The following is a 25913-nucleotide window of genomic DNA, read 5'->3' as shown; positions in this document are numbered from 1 at the left end:
GAGTCGGGTATGTGGTGGTGGTATCCCTTGTTGGGCGCGGTCGCCGGCATGATTGCGGGGTTGTTCGGTATAGGGGGTGGGTTGGTCATCGTGCCGGTGCTGGCCGCGGCCTTCGTGCTGCAAGGCGTCGCGCCGGAGGTGTTGATGCATCTGGCGATCGGCACCTCGCTGGCCACCATCGTGGTGACCTCGCTGTCGTCGGCGCGGGCACACCATGAGCGCGGTGCGGTGCGCCTCGACTGGCTCAAGCGGCTGTTGCCGGGACTGGTGGTCGGCACCGGGCTGGGCGTGGTGCTGGCCAGTGAACTGAGCGGTGAGACGCTCAAGATGGCCTTTGGCGTCTTCGTGCTGCTGGTGGCGGCCAAGCTCGGGCTGGATCTCAAGGTGGGCCAGATGGCACAGGCCCCCGGGCGGGTCGGCCAGTTCGTGGGTGGCAGTACCGTCGGCGTGATTTCCTCGCTGTTCGGCATCGGCGGCGGCACGGTGATGGTGCCGATGCTCTCCAGCTGGCAGGCGCGCATGACCGAGGCGGTGGGGACCGCCGCCGCGGCAGGCTTTCCCATTGCGCTGACCGCCGCACTGACCAACATCGTGGTTGGCTGGCATGCCCCCAATCTGCCGGAACACGCCATCGGCTATGTCCATTGGGTGGCGTGGCTGGGCATCGTGCTGGTATCCGTGCCGTTCGCGCGCCTCGGGGCGCGGCTGGCACATGCCTTGCCAGCTCTGCTGCTCAAGCGCCTGTTCGCGCTGATTCTGGTCGTCGTCGGACTGCGGTTTCTGCTGGCGTGAGCGGGAATACGCTGCCTCAGGCAGGTCGTGTTCATGCTTTGACTGTTATGCTCTGCCCGCCTGAGAGGCGATGCCTGCATCGCCCAGTGCGTTGATAGAGCCCGACTTCCTCATTCAAGGTTTTCACATGTTGCAATATCCTGAGATCGACCCCGTGGCGCTGGCGCTGGGGCCCTTCAAGATTCACTGGTATGGGTTGATGTACGTGATCGGTTTCGCGGCGGCCTGGGGGCTGGCGCGAGCACGTCGCGCACGTGTCGGCCTCAGTCAGGACGCGGTGGGCGACCTGATCTTCTTCGGCGCCCTGGGTGTGGTGCTGGGTGGCCGCCTGGGGTATGCGCTCTTCTATGGCTTCGACAAGCTGCTGGCGGACCCGGTGTGGATCTTCAAGGTCTGGGATGGCGGCATGAGCTTCCATGGCGGTCTGCTGGGCGTGTTGATCGCGATGCTGTTGTTCGCGCGTCGCCATCAGCTGACCTTCTTCCAGTTGACCGATTTCATCGCGCCGATGGTGCCGATCGGCCTCGGAGCAGGACGGCTGGGCAACTTCATCAATCAGGAGCTGCCGGGGCGCATCACCGATGTCTCCTGGGGCATGGTCTACCCGCTCTACGGGCCAGAGCCGCGTCATCCCTCGCAGCTCTATCAGTTTGCACTGGAAGGCGTCGTGCTGTTCGCCATCCTGTGGTTCGTCTCGCGTGAACCGCGCCAGAAGGGCTTGATCTCCGGTCTGTTCCTGCTCTGCTACGGTGGCTTCCGGTTCATCACCGAATTCTTCCGTCAGCCGGACTCCCAGCTCGGCTTCATCGCCTTCGACTGGCTGACCATGGGCCAGCTGCTGTCGCTGCCGATGGTACTGTTCGGGCTGCTGTTGATGGCCTGGTCGCGCGGTCAGGAAGTGGCGCAGCCGCCGGTGCCTCGGGCTTCCTGAGGTGGCAATGCAGGCGTGAATACAGGGGGCATTCGGTGTAAACTGGGCCCCTGCCAGATACGCAAGAACGCGGCCATCGGGCCGCGTTCTTGCGTATCTGGCAGCGTCAAATATCGTCAAGTGAACGATTCGAATTCATGAAGAGGCTGGCGCAGGGCTACCGACGGCACCGCTCGCTGCGCCAGCCTCTGACACGCCGTACGGACTCGCCACCATGCAACCCTATCTAGATCTGATGCGCCATGTGCTGGAAAACGGCACACAAAAGGGCGATCGCACCGGCACCGGCACCCTGAGTGTCTTCGGCCACCAGATGCGCTTTGATCTGGCCGAAGGCTTCCCGCTGGTCACGACCAAGAAGCTGCACCTGCGCTCGATCATCCACGAGCTGCTGTGGTTCCTGAAAGGCGATACCAACATCGCGTACCTGAAGGAAAACGGCGTGCGTATCTGGGACGAGTGGGCCGATGAGAATGGCGACCTCGGGCCGGTATACGGTTACCAGTGGCGCAGCTGGCCGAACCCGCAAGGTGGTTCCGTCGACCAGATCAGCCAGCTGATCGAGCAGATCAAGACCAACCCGGATTCGCGCCGCCTGATGGTCTCGGCCTGGAACCCGGCGCTGGTGGACGAGATGGCGCTGCCGCCCTGTCATGCACTGTTCCAGTTCTACGTCGCCGATGGTCGCCTGTCCTGCCAGCTCTATCAGCGCAGCGCGGACATCTTCCTCGGCGTGCCGTTCAACATCGCAAGCTATGCGCTGCTGACCCAGATGGTCGCGCAGGTGTGTGGCCTCAAGCCGGGCGAGTTCATCCATACCCTCGGCGATGCCCACCTTTACAGCAATCATCTCGAGCAGGCGCGTGAGCAGTTGACGCGTGAGCCGCTGGCGCTGCCGAAGCTGGTGTTGAATCCGGAAGTCACGGATCTGTTCGACTTCACCTTCGATGACATTGCCATCGAAGGCTATGAATCCCATCCGCATATCAAGGCGCAGGTGGCTGTATGAGCGATAATGAATTCTCTCCGCTGACGGCGGCGGCTGACACCGTCGTGCCCGTCGCGATGATTGCCGCCATGTCGGTCAACCGCGTGATCGGCGTCGACAACCAGTTGCCGTGGTATCTGCCGGAAGACCTGAAGTTCTTCAAGCATGTCACCCAGGGCAAGCCGGTGATCATGGGACGCAAGACCTTCGCCTCCATCGGCAGGCCGTTGCCCAATCGCCTCAACATCGTGGTCACGCGTGACAGCGAGTTCCATCACGATGGCGTACGGGTCTGCAGTGACCTGGCCGCCGCGCTGAGCATGGCGGACCACCACGCGATGATCGAAGGCGTGGATGAGATCATGGTGATCGGTGGCGGTCAGATCTACGCCCAGGCGCTGCCGGTGGCGACGCGCCTCTATCTCACCGAGGTTGCGGTCGAGATCGAGGGCGATGCCCATTTCCCGGCGCTGGATGCGAGCTGGCAGGAAGCGCAGCGCGTCCCGGGGGAGAGCGGTGAGGGCCTGCCGGCCTATGACTTCGTGCGCTTCGAGCGCCGCGACGTCTGAGCCACTGGCTGGTCGGCGTGACCTTTACAGTCAGCAGGTACTGACACAGACTGGTGCCAAACGGAACTGCCCATAGCGTGCAAGGGAGGCTCAGGCCTTGACGATGGATCGCCTCGAAGCGCTGTATTCTGCGCTTGAACATGAAGCCGACACACAGCGACAGCAGCGTGACACAGAGCGCCGGGCCCGTACGGCCCTGGAGTCGGAAAATGCCCGCCTGCGCGATGCGCTGGCCCAGCTGGAGCAGCAGGCAGCGTCTGCAGCCACGGCAGATGCCGATGCGCATCAGCGTGCCCTGGCAGACGCCGAGCGTGCACTGGCCGCAGAGCGTCGTGAGCGAGAGCAGCTCGCTGAGCAACTCGCGGCGGCGCGCCAGACACTGCAGGAGCAGCAGGCGCAGTTGAACGCGGTGAATGAGGCGTTGCTGGCGCGAGATGCTCAACTGCGCGAACTGGCTGAGCAGGCTTCTGCGCCGCAACCCTCCACGAATGCGGAGTCGGTTCTGGCAGCGCAGCAGGAGGCGCAGGCAGAACGCCTGGCCTCAGAGCGCATGAACGTGAGTCAGCCGGCAGCTGACGCGCAGACAGCGGCGGCTGCCGACTCGTCCGAGGCTCAGGCACCGCAAGCTCAGGTACCGCAGGAGCAGGAAGCGCATCAGCAGAACGAGGCCGAGCAGGGCGAGGCCCCGCAGGCACAGCAGGCTTCTCAGCCTGAGTCGGCGCCTTCTCCCCATGCGCTGCTCAAGCAGTGGTACAAGCGCTATCCGGATACCTTCTTCAAGGGCCACACCCGGCCGCTGAAGATCGGCATCCATATCGAGCTGCTGGAAAACGAGCCCTGGGATGACAAGCTGGTGCGGCGCGCGCTGGCGGGTTATGTCCATCTGCCGCGGTATCTGAAGGCGGTACGGGCGGGCACGCAGCGCGTGGACCTCTCGGGTCAGTCGGTGGGTGCCGTGACGGAAGATGAGGCACGCCATGCCCGTCAGCAGCTCGATGAGCTGACGCGCCAGCAGAAGGCGCGGGAAGAGCAGGCGACCGATCAGCGCATCAGCCACAAGCTCAGCGAGCTGATGACCAAGCACCGTCCCTGAACACAGTCCTTGAACACAGTCCCTGAGCACCGTCCCTGAGAATGTGCTGGCAGGTGGTGTGACAGCTGAGGAAGACGCTCGGTCGACAATGATCGGTGCTAACAGACAAGGCCCCTGTGCGGATTCCCGCACAGGGGCCTTGTCGTTGGTGGGCGGAAATCCGCACAACTCCTCACAAATCGCCAGCGGCCCGCGGAATTCGGCTCACCTGTGCGCGAGTTGTGAGTGAACTGTGCGTCTTCAACTCATTGAATTGTCTGGATTGTCTCGTCTATCTGGCGGCTGTGGCGCAATGCTCGCAGTGTCTCGGCTATCCCTGCTCGCGCCGCACCTCTGCGCGGCATCGTGTCGGAGCCGCGCAGACGGGATATCGAATGCCCTACAAGACCCACAATATCCGCAATTCAAGAGGATTCGCCATGCGCCTTATCAAGCCAGCCCTGACCGCCCTGAGTGCCGCCATCCTGTTTGCCTCAGCGACGGCCATGGCCGACCCGATCACCATCAAGTTCTCCCATGTGGTGGCGGAAAATACCCCCAAGGGCCAGATGGGCAAGAAATTCCAGCAGCTGGTAGAGGAGCGTCTGGGCGACAAGGTGGAAGTCGAGCTCTACCCCAGTTCGCAGCTGTACGGGGACGACAAGGTGCTGGAAGCCATGCTGCTGGGCGATGTGCAGCTGGCCGCACCGTCATTGTCCAAGTTCCAGAAATATACCGACCAGCTGCAGGTCTTCGATCTGCCTTTCCTGTTCAAGGACATGGGCGCAGTTGAACGCTTCCAGAGCAGCGAGACGGGCCAGTCATTGCTGACGTCGCTGGAATCCAAGGGGCTGGTGGGACTCGGTTACCTGCATAACGGCATGAAGCAGCTTTCCGCATCGTCGCCGCTCAAGACACCGGAGGATGCCGACGGCAAGAAATTCCGCATCATGACTTCCGATGTGCTCGAGGCCCAGTTTGACGCGGTGGATGCCGTCTCGCTGAAGAAGCCGTTCTCCGAGGTCTTCATCCTGTTGCAGACCAAGGCCATCGACGGCCAGGAGAACACCTACTCCAACATCTACTCCCAGAAGTTCTTCGAGGTGCAGCCGTACATCACCGAATCCAACCACGGCGTGCTGGATTACATGGTGGTGTCCTCGGCGCGCTTCTGGAATGGCCTGCCGGATGATGTGCGTGGCGAGGTCAAGTCGGCGCTCGATGAGGCCATCGTCTACGGCAACCAGCTCTCCGAAGCCAAGAACATGGAGGCCAAGCAGGCCATCCTCGATTCCGGCCAGAGCGAGATCATCACGCTCGACGATGCCCAGCGTCAGCAGTGGGTCGACGCCATGAAGCCGGTATGGGGCGAGTTTGCCGACGACATCGGTCAGGACATCATCGACGCCGCGCAAGCGGCCAACCAGTAAGCCGTCAGGCCATCCATCACTTGCCCCATCTTGAGCGCCAGAAAATCGGCGATCACGCGTGGGGCAAGTGTCCTTGAGCGACATGAGGATTCTTGCCATGGCACTAAGATGGCTTCACAAGGCGGAAGAGACGCTGTTCTCGCTGCTGCTGGTAGCGATGGTGCTGCTGGTCTTCGTCGAGGTGGTGTTGCGCTTTGTCTTCAATACCGGCATCAGCTGGTCACAGGAAGCCACGCTGTATCTGGCGGGCTGGTTCGTGTTGATCGGCGTGTCCTGGGGCGTCAAGCAGGGCGCGCATATCGGTGTGGATGTCGTGGTCAAGATGCTGCCGGTGCTCTGGCAGCGCGTGGCGACCTTGCTGGCGCTGGCGATCTGCATGGCGTACTGCGTGTTGCTGCTGGTCGGCAGTTATGAATATCTCTCGCTGATGAAGATGATCGGCATCGAGCTTGAGGACATCGCGATTCCCAAGTGGTATGCCCTCACCATTCTGCCCATTGCCATGTTGTTGCTGATGCTGCGCTTTGCGGTACTGGGCTGGAAGGTGATTCGTGGCGATGCCAGTGGCTTCGGCTTTCATGACGAAGGCGAGGACAGCATGCACCTGGTGCAGTCGGATGAGCCGGATGGCCAGGACAACGGCGATGCTGGCCGTGACAGTGATCAGGGAACACCACGATGACCATAGCCACTCTGTTTGCGCTGCTGTTCGGCGGCATCTTTCTCGGCATGCCGATCGCCTTTGCGCTGGGCTTCTCGAGCGTTACCACGATCCTGCTGTTTTCCAGTGACTCACTGGGGTCGGTGGCGATCAAGCTGTTCGAAGCCCTGTCGCATCACTACACCCTGCTGGCGATCCCGTTCTTCATTCTCTCCAGCACCTTTCTCTCGACCGGCGGCGTGGCACGTCGCCTGATCACCTTCGCCACCGACGCCATTGGCCACGTGCGCGGTGGGCTGGCGATGGCCTCCGTATTGGCGTGCATGCTGTTTGCCGCCGTGTCCGGCTCTTCTCCGGCCACGGTGGCGGCCATCGGCTCCATCGTGATCGCGGGCATGGTGCGCCAGGGCTATACCGAGTCCTTCGCGGCGGGTGTGATCACCAATGCGGGTACGCTGGGTATTCTGATTCCACCGTCCATCGTGATGTTGGTGTATTCCGCCGCCACGGAAGTCTCGGCGGCCAAGATGTTCATGGCCGGCCTGATTCCGGGCCTCCTGATGGGCGGTATCCTGATGGTCGCGATCTATATCGCGGCGCGGATCAAGAAGTTGCCGGCTCAGCCTTTCCCTGGCGTACGGGTGCTTGCGCGCTCCGGCCTGATCGCCATGGGCGGTCTGATGTTGATCTTCATCGTGCTGGGTTCGATCTATGGCGGCGTGGCCAGTCCCACCGAAGCCGCGGCCGTGGCCACGGTGTATGCCTGGTTCATCGCCGTGGTGGGCTATCGCGACATGGGGCCCTTGAAGAACGTGCCGTGGCGCAAGGGCAACGAAGCATGGGGGAGTGCGGGGTTGCGCGCGCTGTGGCAGGTGCCTGCCGGGCTTCTGGGGTCCTTCACCGATCAGGAGGTCAAGAAGGTGGTACTGGATGGCGCGCGCGTCTCGATGATGCTGCTGTTCATCATCGCCAACGCGATGCTGTTCGCGCATGTCCTGACCACGGAGCGCATTCCGCACACCATCGCCGAAACCATCATCGGCTGGGGACTGCCGGCGTGGGGCTTCCTGATCGTGATGAATCTGCTGCTGCTGGCGGCGGGCAACTTCATGGAGCCCTCGGCCATCCTGCTGATCATGGCGCCGATCCTGTTTCCCATCGCGACGCAGCTGGGGATCGACCCGATCCATCTCGGCATCATCATGGTGGTCAACATGGAGATCGGCATGCTGACGCCTCCCGTGGGGCTGAATCTGTTCGTGACGGCGGGAATCACCGGCAAGCCGATGACCTGGGTCATTCGGGCAGCATTGCCGTGGCTGTCGCTGTTGCTGCTGTTCCTGGTGTTGATCACCTATGTGCCGGCGATCTCGCTGTTCCTGCCCAACTGGTTGAGCAGTTGACGATAACTATCTGCAGATCTTGATAGCAGACTCATCAATGAATCATTGGCACAGGGACGGTGCCTTTGATGAAGATAAAGCTGAGAGGAAACCACAGCTTGGCATCAGACAAGCACAGCAGTTGACGGGTATTTGATCTGCGACTTTTGTCGCAAACGAGGTTTTTCCACAATGAATCCGGGATTAACGCTCAGCGATGCGCTCGATGATGCAGAAATCGGCGTCAAGACGCATGGTTGTCATGAATCCTTCATTCGTGGGCCCTAGAGTATGCTCACGCCAGACAACCGACCGATGGATAGGTTCAGGAGTGGTGATCGAAAACAGTGTTTTTTTCTGTTGCACATCCTGAAAGCCCGGTATATGGTTTCCCTGCGAGCATTGGATAATAACTAGGCCACAGAGTTTTAGAGGCGTCATCAAGCGCCCGGAACCTCGGCCACTGCCATCGGCAGACACGATCGAACAGTTAACGCTAGTTAAGGAACTATCGCGATGAAAAAGACACTTCTGGCTACTGCCATCGCCGGCGCTGCTGCCCTGGCTGCTACTTCCGCTTCCGCTGCAACCGTCTACAACCAGGACGGCACCAAGCTGGACATCTACGGTAACGTTCAGCTGGCATACACCTATATTGACCAGCTCGGCGGTGATCCGGAAAGCGAACTGGCCGACAACGGTTCCACCTTCGGTGCCAAGGGCGAGCACAAGATCAACGACGACATCGTCGGTTACTTCAAGGCCGAGTGGGAATACGACGCTGACGAAGCCAAGAGCAGCGAAGGTCTCGACACCGGTGACCAGGCTTATGTCGGCGCCAAGGGCTCTTTCGGTGATGCGCGTATTGGTTCCTGGGATCAGCTGATGGATGACTGGATCCAGGATCCGGTAACCAACAACGAATATTTCGACGTTACCGACTCCAGCAGCAACATCACCGGTGGCAGCACGGTTCGTGAAGGTAACAAGCTGCAGTACATGTCTCCGGTCATGGGTGGCCTGCAGTTCGCCGTCGGTTCCAACTTCGAAGGTGACGGTGAAGACGAGAACGTCACCGATTCCAACCAGGCATCCTTCTATGCCGGTGGTAAGTACACTGTCGGTGGTTTCTCCATCGCTGCCGTGTATGACGATCTGGGCCAGTTCGACGGCGTAGATGACGGTACTGGTGCAAGCCAGGGTGATATCGGTGAGCAGTATGGTCTGACCGCTCAGTACACCGTCGATGCGCTGCGTGTTGCGGTGAAAGCCGAGCGCTTCGCTGCCGATGCTGACAACGCCGATGTCGACTACTACGGTATCGGCGCGCGTTACGGCTACGGCATGGGCGACGTCTACGGTGCCTACCAGTATGTCGATGCAGAAGATGGGTCTGATCTGGCTGTCGAAAATGGCGGCGATGACAGCTTCAACGAATTCACCGTCGGTGCCACCTACAACATCTCTTCCGCGATGTATACCTTCATCGAGTACGCCCAGTACGATCGTTCTGGCGATGCCAGTGACGGCGCTGCAGTCGGCATCTACTACGGCTTCTAAGACGTCTTCAATCGTCTAGCAAGCTAACGAAAGCCGGTCCCTCGGGGCCGGCTTTTTTACGTCTGTCACTTCCGTGATGACTGACTCCTCGTTCGATGAAGGGAGGGTAGTCAGTGCACAAACATGAGCGTCATGACCACGAAAAAGCCCCTTTGATCTGCTGATCAAGGGGGCTTTTATCATGTGCTTTCTGGGAAAATGATAACGCTTGTCTGTTATTCGTCAGCGTTATTGTCCGGCCATCATTTCATGGCGTCGAGGTCTTCACGCTTGGGCAGTGCGGCATAGGCGCCCGGGCGAGTCACGGCGAAGGCACCGCAGGACGCAGCGCGCTCCAGTGCGGCGTTGAGATGGCTATCGTCCTCACACCAGTCTCTCAGGTTGTCGGCATGGATGCCGGCTTCGCTGAGCGCTGACAGGAAGCCGCCGATGAAGGCATCGCCACCGGCGGTGGTGTCGACCGCCTTGACTGTGGGCGGCGTGATGCTGACGGTCTCGATGTCGCCGCTCTGCTTGCGCACCAGGGCGCGAATCACGCCCGGGCCATCGGTGAGCACGATCAGGCGCACACCGGCCTTCAGGCGCGCTTCGAGCCAGTCGGTCTGCGGCTGACTGCCGGTCAGTGCCTCGACCTCTTCCTGGGACAGCTTGAGGATGTCGGCGTTGTCCAGCAGGCGCGTGACCAGGGTCACATCGACCTGCTGGTTCGGCCACAGGTTGTGACGCAGATTGGCATCCACGCTGACCAGAGAGCCAGCCGCACGTGCGCGTGATGCCAGCACGAAGCTGGTGTCCGCGATGCCGGCGTCGGTCAGGCTGTTGCTGCACAGGTGGAAGATGGCGGGAGTCGCGAACAGCTCAGGCCCGGCGTGTTCCGGACGGAACAGCAGGTCAGCGGCCGGCGGACGATAGAAGTCGAAGCGGCGTTCACCCTCTTCATCGCGAGACACGAAGGCGAGCGCGGTGCGCGCATGGCTGGTGCGCTTGACGTGTTCCATCTGCACGCCATGAGCGCTCAGTTCGTCGTGCAGGAAGTCACCGAAGCTGTCCTGACCCAGCATGCCGACGAAGTGGCTCGGCAGGCCGAGGCGGGCACAGGCCACCGCGACGTTGGCCGGTGCGCCGCCCGCGTAGGGCGTGAAGGTTTCCTGCTCGACGGCCTGGCCGCCGAGCTTGTTGGAGAGCATGTCGACGAGCGCTTCGCCGAACGCGATTACCGGAGTCATCAGGAGGAGGTTTCCTTGCGAGTGGTCGTCGTGGAGCCTTTGGCTTTCTTGCCCGGCTTGTCGTTGCTGTCATCTGCCTGGGTGGCGCCACCGGCAGGGAAGTGCTCACGGACCAGTGCCAGCAGGCCCTGGGTGGACGGATCGAAGGCCTTCACGTCGGTATCGATGCGCGCGCTGATTTCCCCGGCGATGCGCTTGCCGAGCTGCACGCCCCACTGGTCGAAGGAGTTGATGTTCCAGATCACGCCCTGCACAAAGACCTTGTGCTCGTAGAGGGCGATCAGGGCGCCGAGATTGCGCGGGGTCATCTCATCCAGCAGCAGGGTGCTCGACGGGCGGTTGCCCGGGCAATTGTAGTGCGGATCGAGGTTGCTGCCATCCTGGCTGCCTTCCATGAAGGCGTTGGCCTGGGCCAGCATGTTGGTGATCAGTGCGAAGTGGTGCTCTTCGGTACCCGGCTCCGGCTTCAGCGAGGCGATGAAGTCGATGGGCACGTAGCGCGTGCCCTGGTGCAGTAGCTGGAAGAAGGCATGCTGACCGTTGGAGCCGGTCTCGCCCCAGACGATCGGGCCGGTCTTGTAGTCCACCGGACGGCCGAAGATGTCGACCGACTTGCCGTTGGATTCCATATCCAGCTGCTGCAGGAAGGCGGGCAGCTGATGCAGGGCCTGGTCGTAGGGCACGATGGCCTGGGTCTCGGCGCCCATGAAGTTGATGTACCAGATGCCGATCAGCGCCATCAGGACCGGCATGTTCTCGGCCATCGGTGCATTGATGAAGTGCTGGTCCATCTCGTGGGCGCCTTCCAGCAGCTCCATGAAGCCTTCGTAGCCGATGGACAGGGCAATGGGCAGGCCGATGGAAGACCACATGGAGTAGCGACCGCCAACCCAGGCCCAGAATTCGAAGACGTTCTCTTCGCGAATGCCGAATTCCTTGGCCGCCTTGCGGTTGGTGGAAGCCGCGACGAAGTGGGCACCGACGTCGGCATCTTCGCCGGCGTGCTCCAGGAACCAGCGGCGCGCCGTCTTGGCGTTGAGCAGGGTTTCCTGGGTGGAGAAGGTCTTGGTGGAGACGATGAACAGCGTGGTGGCCGGATCCAGGCGCTTGAGCACCTTCTGGATGTGGTTGCCATCCACGTTGGAGACGAAGTGGAAATTGATTTCCGGGTGGCGATGCTTGAGCAGCGCTCGGCAGGCCATGTTGGGGCCCAGATCAGAGCCGCCGATGCCGATGTTGACCACGTCGCGAATCCGCTGGCCGTCGAAGCCTTTCCACTCACCGCTGCGCACGGCTTCCGAGAAGGCGCGGATCTGCTCGCGCGTCTTGTGGATTTCCGGCATCACGTCCTTGCCATCGACGATGACCGGCGTGTTGGTCTGGCTGCGTAGCGCAGTGTGCAGCACCGGGCGATTCTCGGTGACGTTGATGATGTCGCCGGAGAACATCTGCGCGCGACGTTGCACGAGTGCAGAGTGCTCAGCCAGTTCGATCAGCGCCTCCATCACCTCATCGGAGATGTGGTGCTTGGAGTAGTCGAGGAACAGGCCGCCGACGCGCAGGCTCATCTTCTCGAAGCGCTTGGGATCCGCCGCGAAGTAATCGCGGATGCGGTCGTTGCGGGTCACCTCGCCCAGCCGGGTCAGCGCCTGCCAGGAAACACTACGGGTCAATTGCAGCATGGAAGTGTCCATCGTATGGGTTGTTGAAGTTCATCGGGGCGGGTCGCATTCTGTGGCGGCCCGACGCACGCTTGCAGGCGAGGCGAAAGTCACTGTCAGCCGGGAGTCGTGGCGATGACACGATTCAGGCGCAAAGCGCTCTCGGTTGGTCGACAAGGTGCGCAAGGTGCCGGCCACGCCGTGAGCCGCGTGGCCGGCTGTCATTCACTCGCCGCTTGCCTCATCACCGCTCAGCGGTGAGATGTGCTGGGCCAGCAGATGCTGAGCGCCCGGCGGCAGCCAGACCGGATCGAGACGCGTGCAGGCGGTCTCGACACACAGGAAGCTGCGCGCATTCTCGACGCTGGTGTCGGCCGGCGGCGCGTCACCGGGATGCCAGACCACCGTGGAGTCAGAGCCCTGCTTGGCGATGCGCAGCTGACGCTTGCCGTCCTCGAGCACCTGGACACGGCTGGTCTGGTAGATGCGGTCCAGCGGGCCGCGCACGCCCAGTTCGCCCTGCTGGTCGAAGCGCGAGAAGTCCTGGCGCTTGTCCAGGTAGCTGGCGCCGGCCAGACCGGTGACGCGACACGCGAAGGCATTCGGCACTGCGAAGTAGGTATGCAGCGCGCCGGTCATCTTGACGGGGGCGTCGCCACGGTTTTCCGTGATCAGCTCGACCTTGAGGAAGCGGCGGCTGGCAAAGATCACCACGCGCGGAGAGAGGGCGGCGTGCAGCGCTGAGACCGGTGAGGCATGGATCTCGACGCCTTCCTCTTCCTCGTCCACCGCATCGATGCGCCAGTCGGCCTTGCGAGCGGGGCCGTGCAGTTCGCTTTCGCCCTCGGGGAACTCATCCGCGAACCAGGGCCAGCACAGCGGAATGCCGCCGCGAATGCTGCCCGGCAGGGAGGCGGGCGTTTCCGTCACCCACAGCCAGGGAGAATCGCCCGTCGGCTGATAGTGCAGCACCTGAGCCCCCTGGTGGCAGACCACCAGCTCGCCCCACGCCTGGTTGAGGATCAACAGCGAGCGGCCCTGCCATTCGACAGTGCGTTGGCCAGCGGTGTCGGCGATCAGTTCGCGCAGACTTTCGGGGATCATCTCGAGCTACCTCGATGGTTCAGGAGGTGACAATGCATCATGTCACCTCTTCATTGTGCAGAGCCTCGGCGGCGCCCAGCAGGCCGGTCCACGGCGCGGTCACCACCCAGGTGGGTATCGCGGCATTGTAACGGCTCAGACGATTCTTGTCGGTGAAGGCGTGGCGGAAATCGCTGCGCATCAGCAGATCCAAATTGCGCGGCAGCACGCCACCGCACAGATAGACACCGCCGCGTGCCCCCAGTGTCAGGGCTGCATCGCCGGCCACCGCACCAAGAATCTTCATGAAGCGCATCACCGCCTCGAGTGCCAGTGACTCGCTCCTGATGGAGGCTTCATCTTGCACTGCCGCCGCATGGGCGGCCTGGCTGACGCTGGCGGCACTGTCGAGAGGCGTCGCCATGCCGCGAAGCTCGCCCAGGGCCTGATAGATCTCGAGCATGCCCTGGCCACACAACAGGCGCTCCACCGAGACGCGACCATGGCGACGGCGGAAGATGCCGAGCAGGCCATCCTCGATCTCGTCGGTGGGGGCGAAGCTTGCATGTCCCCCTTCGGTCGCGAGCGGAATCCAGTTGTGCGTGCCGCGTACCAGCCCCGCGACACCCAGCCCGGTGCCGGGGCCGATCACCAGGCGTGGCGAGGCCGCATCGCCACTACCTTCGGTGAGCTCCTCACCGATGGCCAGGCGTTCGCTGGCCTCGATATGGGGCACGCCCAGCGCCATGGCGGTGAAGTCATTGAGGCACTTGAAGCGCTCAAGCCCCAGTGAGTCGCGCACCTCGCGCTTGAGAAACGTCCAGTGATTGTTGGTCATGCTGACGCGTTCATCATGCACGGGGCAGGCGAAGGCCAGACAGGCCTCGACGGGTTGCTCGGCCTCTGACAGGCCCAGCATCCGATAGTAGGCCTGGATGGCCTCCTCGAGTCCGGCATGCTCGGCGCAGGCGAGCGTCTGGATGTGCTGCAGGGTGTGGCTGCCCGGCTGGACAAGTGCCAGCCGGGCATTGGTGCCACCGATATCGCCTACCAGAGCAAGGCGATGGGAGGTGTCGCGGGTCATCGTCCGGCATCCTTCCTTTGCGTCAGTGCCTCAGGAGAGTGACAGGGTGTGCCCATCACATCAGGTCGTGGCCGCTGCCCGGCAGGTCGCCGTAGCCTGCAAAGCTGGAAGCGCCTTCCTCGGCACCGCCGACCAGTGAACGCATGCCGGAGAACAGCTCGCGGCCCAGGCCGTGATGGTAGCTGTCGCGAGTGATGGTCGCGGCCTCGCGCTCGGCCCATTCGGCTTCATCGACCAGCGCCGTGAGGGTGCCGGCATTGGCGTCCAGACGGACCACGTCACCTTCGCGCAGGCGTGCCAGCGGGCCGCCATCGAGCGCTTCTGGCGTCATGTGAATGGCGGCCGGGACCTTGCCCGAGGCGCCAGACATGCGGCCATCCGTCACCAGCGCGACCTTGAAACCGCGGTCCTGCAGGATGCCGAGGTAGGGCGTCAGCTTGTGCAGTTCCGGCATGCCGTTGGCGCGCGGGCCCTGGTAGCGCACCACGGCGACCATGTCCTGCTCCAGCTCGCCGGCTTCGAAGGCGGCCTTGAGCTCATCCTGATCGCTGAACAGCTTCACCGGTGCCTCGACGAGACGATGCGCTTCCTTGACGGCAGAGACCTTGATCACGCCGCGGCCAAGGTTGCCGTCCAGCACGGTCAGGCCGCCTGTCGGGGCGAAGGGGTTGGCCACCGGACGCAGCACATCTTCGTCGAGGCTGTCGGTGGGGCCGTCTTTCCAGACCAGCTTGCCGTTCTCGAGGAAGGGCTCGCGGACATAGCCGGCCAGGGTGCCGCCGTCCTGGGTGGGGATGTCGTGGAGCAGACCCGCCTTGAGCAGTTCACGGATCAGGAAGCTCATGCCGCCGGCCGCCTGGAAGTGATTGATGTCGGCCTGGCCGTTCGGGTAGATGCGCGTCAGGCTCGGCACCACCGCGGAAAGCTCGGTGAAGTCATCCCAGGTGATGGTCACGCCCGCAGCGCCGGCCATCGCGACCAGGTGCAGGGTGTGGTTGGTGGAGCCGCCGGAGGCCAGCAGGCCGACCATGGCATTGACGATGGCGCGGGCATCGATCTGGCGATAGAAGGGACGGTAGTCGCCGCCGACTTCGCTGTTGCGGATGGTCTGCTCGGCGGCGTGACGCGTCAGGGCTTCGCGCAGCGGCGTGCCCGGATTGACGAAGGACGCGCCCGGCAGGTGCAGGCCCATCAGCTCGACCATCAGCTGGTTGGAGTTGGCGGTGCCATAGAAGGTGCAGGTGCCCGGGCTGTGGTAGGACGCGGACTCGGCTTCCAGCAGTGCATCGCGACCGACCTTGCCTTCGGCGAACAACTGGCGGACACGCGCCTTCTCGTTGTTGGGCAGGCCGGAGGGCATCGGGCCGGCCGGCACGAACAGCGTCGGCAGGTGGCCGAAGCGTGCGGCGGCGATGAACAGGCCCGGGACGATCTTGTCGCACACACCGAGGAACAGGGCGCCATCGAACATGTTGTGCGACAGGCCGACAGCAGCGGCCATGGCGATCAGGTCACGCGAGAACAGCGACAGCTCCATGCCCGGCTGGCCCTGGGTCACGCCATCGCACATCGCGGGCACGCCGCCGGCGAACTGGGCGGTGGAGCCCATCGCCTGGACGGCTCCCTTGATGATGCGCGGATAGTCCTCGAAGGGCTGGTGGGCGGACAACATGTCGTTATATGACGAAATAATGCCCAGGTTGGCCGAGTTCATCAGCTTGAGACGATTCTTGTCGGTCTCGCCACAGGCGGCAAAGCCGTGCGCCAGGTTGCCACAGGAGAGCTCGGAGCGGTGCACGCCGCGGCGCTGCTGGCTTTCCATCAACTGCTCATAGGCGGCGCGGCGTTCGCGGGAGCGGTCGATGATGCGCTGGGTCACGTGCTCTACGGTCTGGTTGACTGACATGCTCTTACCTCATGTATCAGGCGGCGCAGGGCGCCGAGGCTGGCGAAAGAAAGCGTTTCCCGCTGTGTGGGCGTGCTGCTGCCCGGCGACGCTAGCTAGTGGTGATGGCGGTGTAAAGCCTCTCGCATCACCCGTGTCGCGTCGTTTGGTTGCCGGGGTAGCCTACAGTAGCGCGTCATGGCGCTCGAGAAACGGTTTTGTTCGGAATATTCGGTAAATTTAACAAAAAAACTGCTTGAAGACTGGACGACTTTCGGCCAAATTATGGGAAAAGCGTGTAGGATAATTTCATGGAACGTATTGCAAGCTTTCGTTCTTCGATCAGGTCTGGTCCTGCACCCGCCATACGCCACAGGAGTTGAGTCATGACATTACGCGTCGCCATCAATGGTTTTGGTCGCATCGGTCGCAACGTGCTGCGTGCGCTGTATGAAGGTCAGTACAACGATCGTATCCAGGTCGTCGCCATCAACGATCTGGGTGATCCGAAGCTCAACGCTCACCTGCTGAGCCGCGATACCGTCCACGGCCGTTTCGCCGAAACCGTCTCGCACGACGAGGAGAATCTGTTCGTCGGTGACGACAAGATCCGCATCCTGGCCGAGCGTGACCCGGCCCAGCTGCCGTGGTCCAGCTTGGACATCGACCTGGTGATGGAATGCACCGGTCTGTTCACCAAGCGTGCTGCCGCTGCCAAGCACATCGAAGCCGGCGCCAAGCGTGTGTTGATTTCCGCGCCAAGCGGCGATGCCGATGCGACCGTCGTGTTCGGTGTCAACGAAGATGTGCTGAAGGCCGAGCATCAGGTCGTCTCCAACGCGTCCTGCACCACCAACTGCCTGGCGCCGGTCGCCAAGGCGCTGAATGATGAAGTCGGCATCGAGAATGGCCTGATGACCACCATTCACGCCTACACCAACGATCAGAACCTGTCGGATGTCTACCACTCCGACCCGTACCGTGCCCGCAGCGCGACCCATTCCATGATCCCGACCAAGACCGGTGCCGCTGCGGCAGTGGGTCTGGTGCTGCCGGAACTGAACGGCAAGCTGGATGGTCTGGCGATCCGCGTGCCGGTAATCAACGTGTCGCTGGTCGATCTGACCTTCACCGCGTCGCGTGATACCTCCATCGAAGAGATCAACGCCATCGTGGCCAAGGCCGCCGAAGGTTCCAGCGTGCTGGCCGTCAACGAGCTGCCGCTGGTGTCCATCGACTTCAACCACGATGCACACTCTTCCACCTTCGACAGCAACCACACCCGCGTCAGCGAAGATCGCCTGGTCAAGGTCATGGCGTGGTACGACAACGAGTGGGGCTTCTCCAACCGTATGCTCGACACTGCGCTGGCGATGCAAGCCGCCAAGTAACCGCTTGGTGAGTCCCGCGCGGCCGCTGATCCCTCATTGATCAACCGACCAGGCCGCGCGGGGCAGCAAGAATTCGGGGGGCTGTCAGTCTGTCGGCAAGACAGCAGGGCAGGCTCCCAACAGGTGAGGACGAGTGGCCCGAGGATTCTCGCGTCGCGCTCAGGCTCCACGGACAAGGCAATGCCATTCGTCCCCTTTGAATCGGTGGTCGGTCAGGGTTGGCGCCAAGACCGGCTTCGATGCTGCTCGGAATGACATCGCGTCATCCATTCTTGAACCTCTCCCAATGGGAGAGGTTTTTTTTGCGCACCATGAAAGTGCGGGAGGTGTTTCAGAGCGCAAGGTGTCGTTGCCTTGCGTCAGTGGCGTGGTCTTATGGCAACTTTTTTTAGCACGATCGCGACAGGATTGGTTCAGGTGGTGTGAAACGTGCACTGATACGTCGAGAAAGGTGGGCAACATGTCGTCATCGTAATGCACGGTCGAGTGAAATTAGCGAAACTGTGGCGGTGTGTTACACTTCGCACCTGTTGGCCTTGCATCCATTGGTGAGCCAGGTCATGACAACGTCAAATCATGCAGGCGGCCCTATGGCCTGCGAGTGATCCATTGTTGTGCGCAATTCAGGGAAGGTATTGCCACACTGCCGCATACTCTCCGGCAGTTATCTCGACTTCCACAGCAGGCTGTCTCAGATGCACGATGCCATCCGCGAAGCTCATGAATTGATCGGTGCTACCTTGCGTGACCCGCGTACCCAGCGTGAGGGCAAGGTCGTGGGTATGGACCTGGGGCGTGAGCAGCCGGCGATCTATGTGCTATGGCAGGAAAGTGCCGCAGCGGAGCGCATCGGCATGGAGCCGGATGATTTTCGCGTGTTGCTCGATCATCTGCGGGCGCGCCTGCCGGACAAGGCGCCTTCCGCCCAGCAGGACAAGGACAGCCGGCAGTCGCGGCGCCAAAAGCGCAATGCCCCGCGCGCGACTGCCCAGCCGGCTGGCGAGAGCAACGATGGCTGTAGCCGCGCACCTGATGCCCCGACCTCCGCGCTCATCGGCGATGCCATGCCGCGTTCCGCGCAAGGCTAGATCTTTCCAGGCCAGCTCTGCTCAAGGTCAGCTCTCAAAAAAGCCCGAAGCTTATGCTTCGGGCTTTTTGCATCCATGAGGTTTTCCCTTCGGCGCCGCTTGCGTGATACTTGACCACAGCATTGCGCGTCCGCTGCCGATAAGGGAGATAGTCAGACGCAAGAAGGAAAGGTCGCAATCGTTCATATGCCGTCATCTGCCTGGATCTTCGCGCAATCAGGCATTGGGAGTGGGAGGGCTGCTGGTTGCCAGCGCCATGGATAGGGCATTCTTGAGCTAACCGCATGACAGAGAAGGGGGTTCACGTTGCCTGAATCATTCGCGGATAGTCGTTTGCTGCAGCATCATTATGCTGTCGTGGCAGATGTGTTGTTCACGCTCAGTGCTGATGGTCAGCGCCTGATTGCCATGAATGCAGCGGCGGAACGCCTGCTGGGATATGCGGTGCGGGATTTTCTCAAGCAGCCGGAGCTCTGGCTTTCGCTGGTGATCACCGCCGACCGGCAGCGGTTGAGTGACTTTCGCGCCTCGATGGGGCGGGTCGAGCGTACGACGTATCGCATGCGCGACCGCAGCGGGCAGCTGTTGTTGCTCGAGGAATGTCTGTGGAGTTCCGGCGTTGGGCATCCGCTGTGTGGACGAGTGACGGATATCACGCAGCGTGACAAGGCCAATGAGCAGGAGCGGCAGCTGGCACGTGCCTATCGTCTGATGATGGTGCGCAGTCGTGACCCGATGGCGATCCTGCTGCTCAAGGATGAAAGACTGGTGATCAGTCATGCCAACCCGGCCTGGCATCTCTATCACGACGCGGCCTGTGCACATTCCCGCCTCTCGCTTGAGCACCTCTACCTCCCTCATGTCCTGCGTAGCCTGGAGAGAGCCGAGCCCTGGCAATGCGATATCAGCCTGTCGCTGCCGCGGGGGGAATCCAGATTGTCCGTCCAGATGGTCAGTCTGGGGCGCTCGCTCGCCGACGAGGGGCGTCAGGTGGCCGTGATGGCGCGCGATATCACGCAGGTACATCAACGTCTCGATCATGTGATCGATCAACAGCAGCGTCTGGCGCGGCGGGTGGATGAGACACCCGGCGCGCACTACGCGACCGCTGGTGAATGGCCGCCAGAGGAATTGGAGTATCTGTCGGCAGGCAGCGAGGCACTCACCGGGCTTTCACATGACCTGCTGATGGCAAGCCCGGGTCTCTGGCGGGCCCGGTTGGTGCCGGATGAGCTGGCCATCTGTCAGCAGCGCTTCGGCGAGGCCGTGCGGGAGCGCCATAGCCGTTTGAGCCTGTGTTACGCCTTCGTGCATGTGGATGGGCGCAAGCGCTACCTCCAGGATGACATGCAGCTGAGTTACTCCCCTGAAGGGAAGGTCACTGCCGTGCTCGGCAAGCTCAGTGATGTCACTCAGCGCGAAGCGCATCGGCGCCAATTGGATAACCTTGTCCAGCAGATGCGCGGTGTCCTCTTCCAGTGTCGCCTGAGTCAGGAGGGCGAGCTGCGCTATACCTACCTCTCGCCGGTCGCCTCGCAAGTGCTGGGGTTCGATCCACAGGCCGTCATCGACGACCCCATGCTGCTGCTGGCGCGCATCGAGGATCGCGAGCGCGAGTCTTTGCTTGCGTCTCTGCAGACCAGTGCCCAGCAGCAATCGCCCTGGGAGGCGGAGATACGCTATCAGCATCCGGATGGTCAGGAGCGCAGGCTGGCCTGTGTCGGCTTGCCGCAGATGATCGACTCCCCCGGGGGCGGCGTGATCTGGAATGGCTATTGTGACGATGCCACCGCTCGATACCGTATCGAGGATGAGCTGCGCCAGAGCGAGGAGCGCTACCGATTCATCCTCAACTCCGTCAGCGATCTGGTCAGCATCGAGGACTCCCACGGTATCTGTCAGTACATCAGCCCCTCGGTGGAAAAGCTCTGTGGCTACCGGCCGCAGGAGGTCATCGGTCATGAGATCAAGCAGCTCATCCACCCTGACGACATGCAGCGCATCGCCCATGAAGTCCATCGTGCCGCCTGTCTCGGCGAGGTATTTCGAATCGATTTCAGAATTCAACACAAGGCCGGACATACCCTGTGGTTCGAGTCGATCTCGACGCCCTCGATGGACCCCGTCACCGGGCGTTATCAGCGCGTGCTGTCGGTGTCGCGCAACATTCATGAGCGCAAGCTGATCGAGCAGCGGCGTGAGCATGAAGCGATGACGGATGCCATGACGGGTGCCATGACCCGCGCCAGCTTCCTCGACACGCTCGATACCCTGCTGAGTTCGTCATCGCGGGAGCAGATGGCGTTGATCCTGTTTGATATCGACCACTTCAAGCGCGTCAATGACACTCACGGTCATGCGGCGGGCGATCAGGTACTGATCAGTCTTGGCGAGGCGTGTCGTGCCCAGCTGCGGCGCGACGACTGCTTTGCGCGTCTGGGCGGCGAGGAATTTGCCGTCCTGCTCACCGATGCCGGCACGGCCACCGGTGTCGGAATGGCCGAGCGACTGCGACAGCAGATCGCGGCGTTGGAAGTTCGCTTCAAGTCACTCACATTGCACTGCACCATCAGCATGGGGGTGGCGACACCCCAGTCGGGGGAGACTCGGGATGGCTACCTGCACCGTGCCGATATGGCGCTCTACAGTGCCAAGCGCAGCGGTCGCGATCGGGTGGTGCTGGCATCGCAGTCCTTGAGCGAGGACAATTGAGCCAACACCGGTGATCAATCGGGCACACCGGCAGCCGGTGTCTCGGGTTGTGGATCGCGTCATGCAAGTGGATCACGTCATACAAGGAGTAGGCGATGCGAATGTTACGTGGCTGGTGCGCTGGCACCCTGTTGTTTGCACAGTCGGTATTTTCTGCCGGACAGGCCATGGCCGCCGAGGATACACCGCTGGTCAATCGTCTCGAGGGGCCGCAGGTGGTGACGGAGACGGTGACCTATCGGGCCAATGGTGAGGAGCACGTCGGCCTGATCGCACGCGATGCCAAGGCGCAGGGGCGCCGTCCCGGTATCCTGCTGGTACATGAGTGGTGGGGCTTGAACAGCTACGCCCGCAAGCGTGCCGAGCAGCTGGCAGGGCTTGGCTACGTGGTCATGGCCGTCGACATGTATGGCGGTGGGCGCACGGCCGAGCACCCCAAGGAGGCCGGTGCTTTTTCCTCTGCGGTGATGAGTGACTGGCCGAAGGCCGAATCCAGCTTCAATTCGGCGCTGGCGGTGCTGCGCTCACGCCCGGAAGTCGATGGCGAGCGCATGGCGGCAATCGGCTACTGCTTCGGCGGTGCCGTGGTGCTCAACATGGCGCTGACCGGAGCGCCGCTCAAGGCGGTCGTCAGCTTCCATGGCAGCCCGTCGATTGCCGTGACGGAGCCCGAGCCGTTTGCCGGCCGGGTCGTGATCCAGAATGGCGCGGCCGATACGCTGGTGTCGCAGGAGGATCTCGACAAGCTGGTCGCGACCTTCCAGTCACTCGAGACGCGCACCACGTTGATCCAGTATCCGGGCGCCAGGCACGCCTTCACCAATCCGGAGTCGGATGCCAAGGCGGCCAGGTACGATCTGCCGCTGGGCTATGATGCAGCCGCAGATTCGGCTTCCTGGCAGGTCATGCTCAACCTGTTCAATGAGGTCTTCAAGACACCGAAGAAGTCAGTCAAGACCTGAGTCGTCAAGACCTGAGCTGCAAGACCTGAGTCGTCAAGACCTGAGCCGTCGTCACTTATGCTGAAGGTGATCGACATGCAAAAGCCCGCTCGGGAAGTTTCCGGGCGGGCTTTTGCATGGGGCTTTTCCAGAAGCTGGTTCATGAGCCTGTTTCAAGGTCTCTGGCAGGAGGCCATGGCAGGGCGCTCAGTGATCGCTGAGCGCGCGGCTCAATCCAGCTCCTTGAGTGACAGCACCTGGTGCGCCAGACGAATCATGTCGGGGTCGCCGGTGTGTTTGCTCGAGACATCCGACAGCTTTATCACCGGCACCCACTCCTGACCCTCGGGGCGGGCTTCGGTCATCTTGATCACCATGTTCATCGGTTGCGGGCCGACATCATTGGTGAAGTTGGTGCCGATGCCGAACGACATGCCGATACGTCCGGCGCAATAGCGTACGATGCGATCGACCTTGTCGGTGTCCAGGCCATCGGAGAACACGATGGTCTTGGTCTTGGGGTCGATCCCCAGCGACTCATAGTGACGGATGGTGGTCTCGGCGAAGTCGATGGGGTCACCACTGTCGTGGCGCACGCCGTCAAACAGCTTGGCGAATTTCTTGTCGAAGCTCTTGAAGAAGGCCTGGCTGGTGAAGGTGTCAGACAGGGCGATCCCCAGGTCGCCGCGATAGACCTTGACCCAGTTCTCCAACGCCAGGATGTTGGCCATCTTGAAGCCGAAGCGCGCGGCATGAAACATGAACCACTCATGGGCGTGCGTGCCGATCGGCTTGATGCCGTGGCGCTGCGCCATGTGCACGTTGCTGGTGCCGATGAAGCAGCCACGGCCGTGGTCCTTGAGGCCCGCGACCACCTTGTCGTGCACATCGTAGGAGTGCCGACGACGAGTACCGAATTCCGCCACGCGGATGCCGAGACGCTTGTAGTGCTCGATCTTGGCCAGGGTGCTGTCGCGCAGGGCCTGATCGCTGTCGCGTTGATCTCCGCCCAGCTGATACCAGAGCTCGCTGATCATCGCCATCAGCGGGACTTCCCACAGGATGGTGCGATACCAGTAGCCTTCGATATGCACCTCCAGCTCATCACCGGTCTGGGTGATGGTGATTTCGGAGGGATCGAAGCGGAAGCCCGCCAGGAAGTCGCGGTAGGTCGGGTCCAGGAAGGGGCAGTGAAGCTCGAGGAAGGATTTCTCTTCCACGCTCAATGCCAGTTCGGCCATGCTGTCCACCGCCATGCGCAAGGCCGCGCCGAACCCCGGCGGGAACGAATGCTCGCCACGGTTGATGAAGGCGTAGCGAGCGCGCGCATACGGAAATAGTTTCACCACGGCGTTCTGCATGGTGAACTTGTAGAAATCATTATCGAGAATCGAGTACAACATCGAGGCTCGCTCAGTATCAAGGCGGCTCGGGGGAACCGGAATCGCTGGCAGGGCAGGCGCTGCGAGAGGCAGGCATGCCCCGCTGGCACGGGGAAGCAATGTCGGCGCATTATCCGTGCAGGCGCGCTGCACGTTCAAGCCGGAGAGCCCAGGCGCTGGTCAGGTGCTGAAGGCCATGATGCCGAACATGGTCAGCATCATGCCGCCGAACATCAGCAGGCCGGCCAGCGACAGGGCGATCAGCAGATAACCGAGAATCAGCCCGGCCAGGGCCCAGCTGTCACCGGCTTCGCCACTGCGGCGGATCTGGCTGCGCGCAATGTGGCCACATACGACGCCGCCGAGTGCCGCAGGCGCGAGCAGGCAGCCGAGCACGCTCAGGGCGAAGGCGGCCACTGCCATGAGATTCGTGCTGGCATGGGTGTCCTGCGCGGGCGGGGTCGGCGCATACGGGCCTTGAGAGGGCCCTTGCGAGGACTCTTGAGTGCGCCCCGGGGTCTGTGAGCCGCTCGTGGACGTGTCGTCCGGCGGCGTGGGAGTCTCTGTCATGTGGGTCTCGTTGTCCTGCATCATGTCGACACACTAGCATGTCCTGGGATATGCGGCATGTCTGCATCAGCGGTGGGCATGGCAAGACCATGAGGAGAGTACGGTGACAGGGCAATGGCAGGTAGAAGATGAGGCGGCGACAGGGGCGGCGGCTCACGCGACAGAGGCTGCGACAGGCCAGCAGCAGGTTGCGAGCGCCGCAGATGCCGCAGAGAAGCAGGGTTGGCGCCTGGAGGTGCTGAATTCCCTCGACGCCCTCACCGTCAGTGAGTGGAATGTGCTGGCAGGCGATGACTATCCCTTCCTGCAACATGCCTATCTGAGCGCGCTGGAGAGCTGCGGTGCGGCCAGCGCCGCCAGTGGTTGGCATCCTGCCCATCTGGTAGTGCGAGACGCCGACGGCCGCTTGCTGGCAGGGCTGCTGCGCTATCTCAAACTGCACTCGCGTGGCGAATATGTGTTCGACCAGCAATGGGCGGAGGCCCTGGAGCAGGCCGGTGGTCGCTATTACCCCAAGCAGTTGACTGCCGTGCCGTTCACCCCCAGTGACGGGCCGCGTCTTGTCACCTCGCCGCAGTTGACGTCGCCCGCTGCCCGGCGTGCCTTGCTTGCCTGGTTGTGGCCGCACCTCAAGGCGGGTATCGCGCCTGCGGCAGAGCCGGGGAGCGTGCTGCGTCGTTATGAGCACAGTGGTTTCCATCTGCTGTTTGCCTCGGCACAGGAGCGGCAAGACTGGCAGGCGGCGATTCCGGAGCTGATTTCGCGTCCCGGGATGCAATATCACTGGCAGTCACGCGGCGAGCCTGACTTCGCCACCTGGCTCGAGAGTCTGCGCTCCAAACGGCGCAAGGAGATCCGTCGCGAGCGGCGCAAGGTCGCCGAGCAGGGCTTCACGCTGGCCAGGCTCGAGGGAGCGCAGATTGGCTCTGACGATATCGCGGCCTTCTACCGCTGCTACTGCATGACCTATCTCGAGCGCGGCCAGCGGCCCTATCTGCCGCTCGATTTCTTCCAGCAGCTCAGGCGCCACATGCCCGAGCGGTTGCTGCTGGTGCAGGCGCGCGATGAGCAGGGCGTGCCGGTAGCGGCAGCCTTGTGTCTGATCGGCAGTGATTGCCTGTATGGTCGTTGGTGGGGCAGCGAAGTGCATGCCGACTGTCTGCACTTCGAGGTCTGCTATTACCAGGGGCTCGAATTCTGCCTGCAGCGAGGGCTCAAGCGCTTCGACCCCGGTACTCAGGGTGAGCACAAGATCAGCCGCGGTTTCGCGGCGTATGCCACCGGGTCGCTGCATTGGCTGATGCATCCCGGGCTTCAGGAGGCGGTGGCAGAGGCGGTCGAGGAGGAGGCACGCTGGATCAGCAAGGCGCGTCAGCAGGTGACGGCAATGCTGCCTTACCGGGAGGCCGCGCCCCAGCCAGCGCAGGAGTGATGACCTTCAGGCCCCGTGACTGTCATCCGCTATCCGCTGGCGGATTCTCCCGCGGAGTCAGAGGCAAGAAAGA

General features: G+C 62.3%; 21 protein-coding genes. 14 read left to right on the top strand and 7 right to left on the bottom strand.

Going from position 1 to position 25913, the window contains the following annotated elements:
* Positions 1 to 9: 9 nt before the first annotated feature.
* From NH396_RS02325 to NH396_RS02285, 9 genes are all read left to right on the top strand, one after another.
* Positions 10 to 792, top strand: coding sequence for a sulfite exporter TauE/SafE family protein (locus NH396_RS02325; RefSeq protein WP_253061293.1), 783 nt, complete (start codon positions 10 to 12; stop codon positions 790 to 792).
* Between the two features lie 127 nt (positions 793 to 919).
* Complete coding sequence (gene lgt / locus NH396_RS02320) at positions 920 to 1723, top strand: prolipoprotein diacylglyceryl transferase (RefSeq protein WP_253061291.1); 804 nt, start codon at positions 920 to 922, stop codon at positions 1721 to 1723.
* 214 nt (positions 1724 to 1937) lie between these two features.
* Positions 1938 to 2732: a thymidylate synthase gene (locus NH396_RS02315; protein WP_131432578.1), complete on the top strand. Its 795-nt coding sequence runs from the start codon at positions 1938 to 1940 to the stop codon at positions 2730 to 2732.
* Positions 2729 to 3280: a dihydrofolate reductase gene (locus NH396_RS02310; protein WP_253061289.1), complete on the top strand. Its 552-nt coding sequence runs from the start codon at positions 2729 to 2731 to the stop codon at positions 3278 to 3280. The genes NH396_RS02315 and NH396_RS02310 overlap by 4 nt, the downstream gene beginning before the upstream one ends.
* A gap of 103 nt (positions 3281 to 3383) precedes the next feature.
* Positions 3384 to 4373: a ProQ/FINO family protein gene (locus NH396_RS02305; RefSeq protein ID WP_253061546.1), complete on the top strand. Its 990-nt coding sequence runs from the start codon at positions 3384 to 3386 to the stop codon at positions 4371 to 4373.
* Positions 4374 to 4792: 419 nt separating this feature from the next.
* Positions 4793 to 5782, top strand: coding sequence for a TRAP transporter substrate-binding protein (locus NH396_RS02300; RefSeq protein ID WP_175088495.1), 990 nt, complete (start codon positions 4793 to 4795; stop codon positions 5780 to 5782).
* Between the two features lie 97 nt (positions 5783 to 5879).
* Positions 5880 to 6464 (top strand): TRAP transporter small permease, encoded by a 585-nt coding sequence (locus NH396_RS02295; protein ID WP_175088496.1) that lies wholly within the window; start codon positions 5880 to 5882, stop codon positions 6462 to 6464.
* Positions 6461 to 7846 carry a TRAP transporter large permease subunit gene (locus NH396_RS02290; RefSeq protein WP_043331424.1) on the top strand — a complete coding sequence of 462 codons (1386 nt, stop codon included), beginning with the start codon at positions 6461 to 6463 and terminating at the stop codon, positions 7844 to 7846. Before NH396_RS02295 ends, NH396_RS02290 begins: the two co-directional genes overlap by 4 nt.
* Before the next feature lie 495 nt (positions 7847 to 8341).
* Positions 8342 to 9385 carry a porin gene (locus NH396_RS02285; protein WP_175088498.1) on the top strand — a complete coding sequence of 348 codons (1044 nt, stop codon included), beginning with the start codon at positions 8342 to 8344 and terminating at the stop codon, positions 9383 to 9385.
* A 242-nt stretch (positions 9386 to 9627) separates the two neighbouring features.
* On the opposite strand, the gene NH396_RS02280 is transcribed toward NH396_RS02285, so the two are convergent.
* The 5 genes from NH396_RS02280 to edd all read right to left on the bottom strand — a co-directional run bounded on the left by NH396_RS02280 (position 9628) and on the right by edd (position 16345).
* Complete coding sequence (locus tag NH396_RS02280; protein WP_253061287.1) at positions 9628 to 10611, bottom strand: carbohydrate kinase; 984 nt, start codon at positions 10609 to 10611, stop codon at positions 9628 to 9630.
* Complete coding sequence (gene pgi, locus NH396_RS02275) at positions 10611 to 12293, bottom strand: glucose-6-phosphate isomerase (RefSeq protein WP_253061285.1); 1683 nt, start codon at positions 12291 to 12293, stop codon at positions 10611 to 10613. The genes NH396_RS02280 and pgi overlap by 1 nt, the downstream gene beginning before the upstream one ends.
* A 204-nt stretch (positions 12294 to 12497) precedes the next feature.
* Positions 12498 to 13376: a D-hexose-6-phosphate mutarotase gene (locus NH396_RS02270; protein ID WP_253061283.1), complete on the bottom strand. Its 879-nt coding sequence runs from the start codon at positions 13374 to 13376 to the stop codon at positions 12498 to 12500.
* Between the two features lie 37 nt (positions 13377 to 13413).
* Positions 13414 to 14439 (bottom strand): glucokinase, encoded by a 1026-nt coding sequence (glk, locus tag NH396_RS02265; RefSeq protein WP_253061281.1) that lies wholly within the window; start codon positions 14437 to 14439, stop codon positions 13414 to 13416.
* Between the two features lie 55 nt (positions 14440 to 14494).
* Positions 14495 to 16345: a phosphogluconate dehydratase gene (edd, locus tag NH396_RS02260; protein WP_253061279.1), complete on the bottom strand. Its 1851-nt coding sequence runs from the start codon at positions 16343 to 16345 to the stop codon at positions 14495 to 14497.
* Positions 16346 to 16710: 365 nt separating this feature from the next.
* Between edd and gap the strand changes: the two genes are divergently transcribed.
* From gap to NH396_RS02240, 4 genes are all read left to right on the top strand, one after another.
* Positions 16711 to 17715, top strand: coding sequence for a type I glyceraldehyde-3-phosphate dehydrogenase (gap, locus tag NH396_RS02255; RefSeq protein ID WP_043331416.1), 1005 nt, complete (start codon positions 16711 to 16713; stop codon positions 17713 to 17715).
* A gap of 695 nt (positions 17716 to 18410) precedes the next feature.
* On the top strand, positions 18411 to 18803 hold the full coding sequence (locus tag NH396_RS02250) for a hypothetical protein (RefSeq protein WP_253061277.1): 393 nt from the start codon (positions 18411 to 18413) through the stop codon (positions 18801 to 18803).
* Between the two features lie 306 nt (positions 18804 to 19109).
* Positions 19110 to 21515 carry a PAS domain-containing protein gene (locus tag NH396_RS02245; RefSeq protein WP_253061275.1) on the top strand — a complete coding sequence of 802 codons (2406 nt, stop codon included), beginning with the start codon at positions 19110 to 19112 and terminating at the stop codon, positions 21513 to 21515.
* A gap of 95 nt (positions 21516 to 21610) precedes the next feature.
* A complete protein-coding gene (locus tag NH396_RS02240; protein ID WP_253061273.1) occupies positions 21611 to 22477 on the top strand; it encodes a dienelactone hydrolase family protein in 867 nt (288 codons plus the stop codon).
* Positions 22478 to 22686: 209 nt separating this feature from the next.
* Here NH396_RS02240 and pncB read toward each other — a convergent pair whose 3' ends face one another.
* Together pncB and NH396_RS02230 are read right to left on the bottom strand one after the other, a co-directional pair.
* On the bottom strand, positions 22687 to 23859 hold the full coding sequence (pncB, locus tag NH396_RS02235) for a nicotinate phosphoribosyltransferase (RefSeq protein ID WP_253061271.1): 1173 nt from the start codon (positions 23857 to 23859) through the stop codon (positions 22687 to 22689).
* Positions 23860 to 24018: 159 nt separating this feature from the next.
* Positions 24019 to 24408, bottom strand: coding sequence for a DUF4190 domain-containing protein (locus NH396_RS02230; protein ID WP_253061269.1), 390 nt, complete (start codon positions 24406 to 24408; stop codon positions 24019 to 24021).
* A 103-nt stretch (positions 24409 to 24511) separates the two neighbouring features.
* Between NH396_RS02230 and NH396_RS02225 the strand changes: the two genes are divergently transcribed.
* Positions 24512 to 25840, top strand: coding sequence for a GNAT family N-acetyltransferase (locus NH396_RS02225; RefSeq protein ID WP_253061267.1), 1329 nt, complete (start codon positions 24512 to 24514; stop codon positions 25838 to 25840).
* Positions 25841 to 25913: the final 73 nt, after the last annotated feature.

It is taken from the genome of Cobetia sp. Dlab-2-AX (genome assembly GCF_024124625.1).
In the GTDB taxonomy this organism is placed as follows: domain Bacteria; phylum Pseudomonadota; class Gammaproteobacteria; order Pseudomonadales; family Halomonadaceae; genus Cobetia.
Note: the sequence above shows the minus strand (reverse complement) of the source record. Positions and strands in the feature narration are given on the sequence as shown.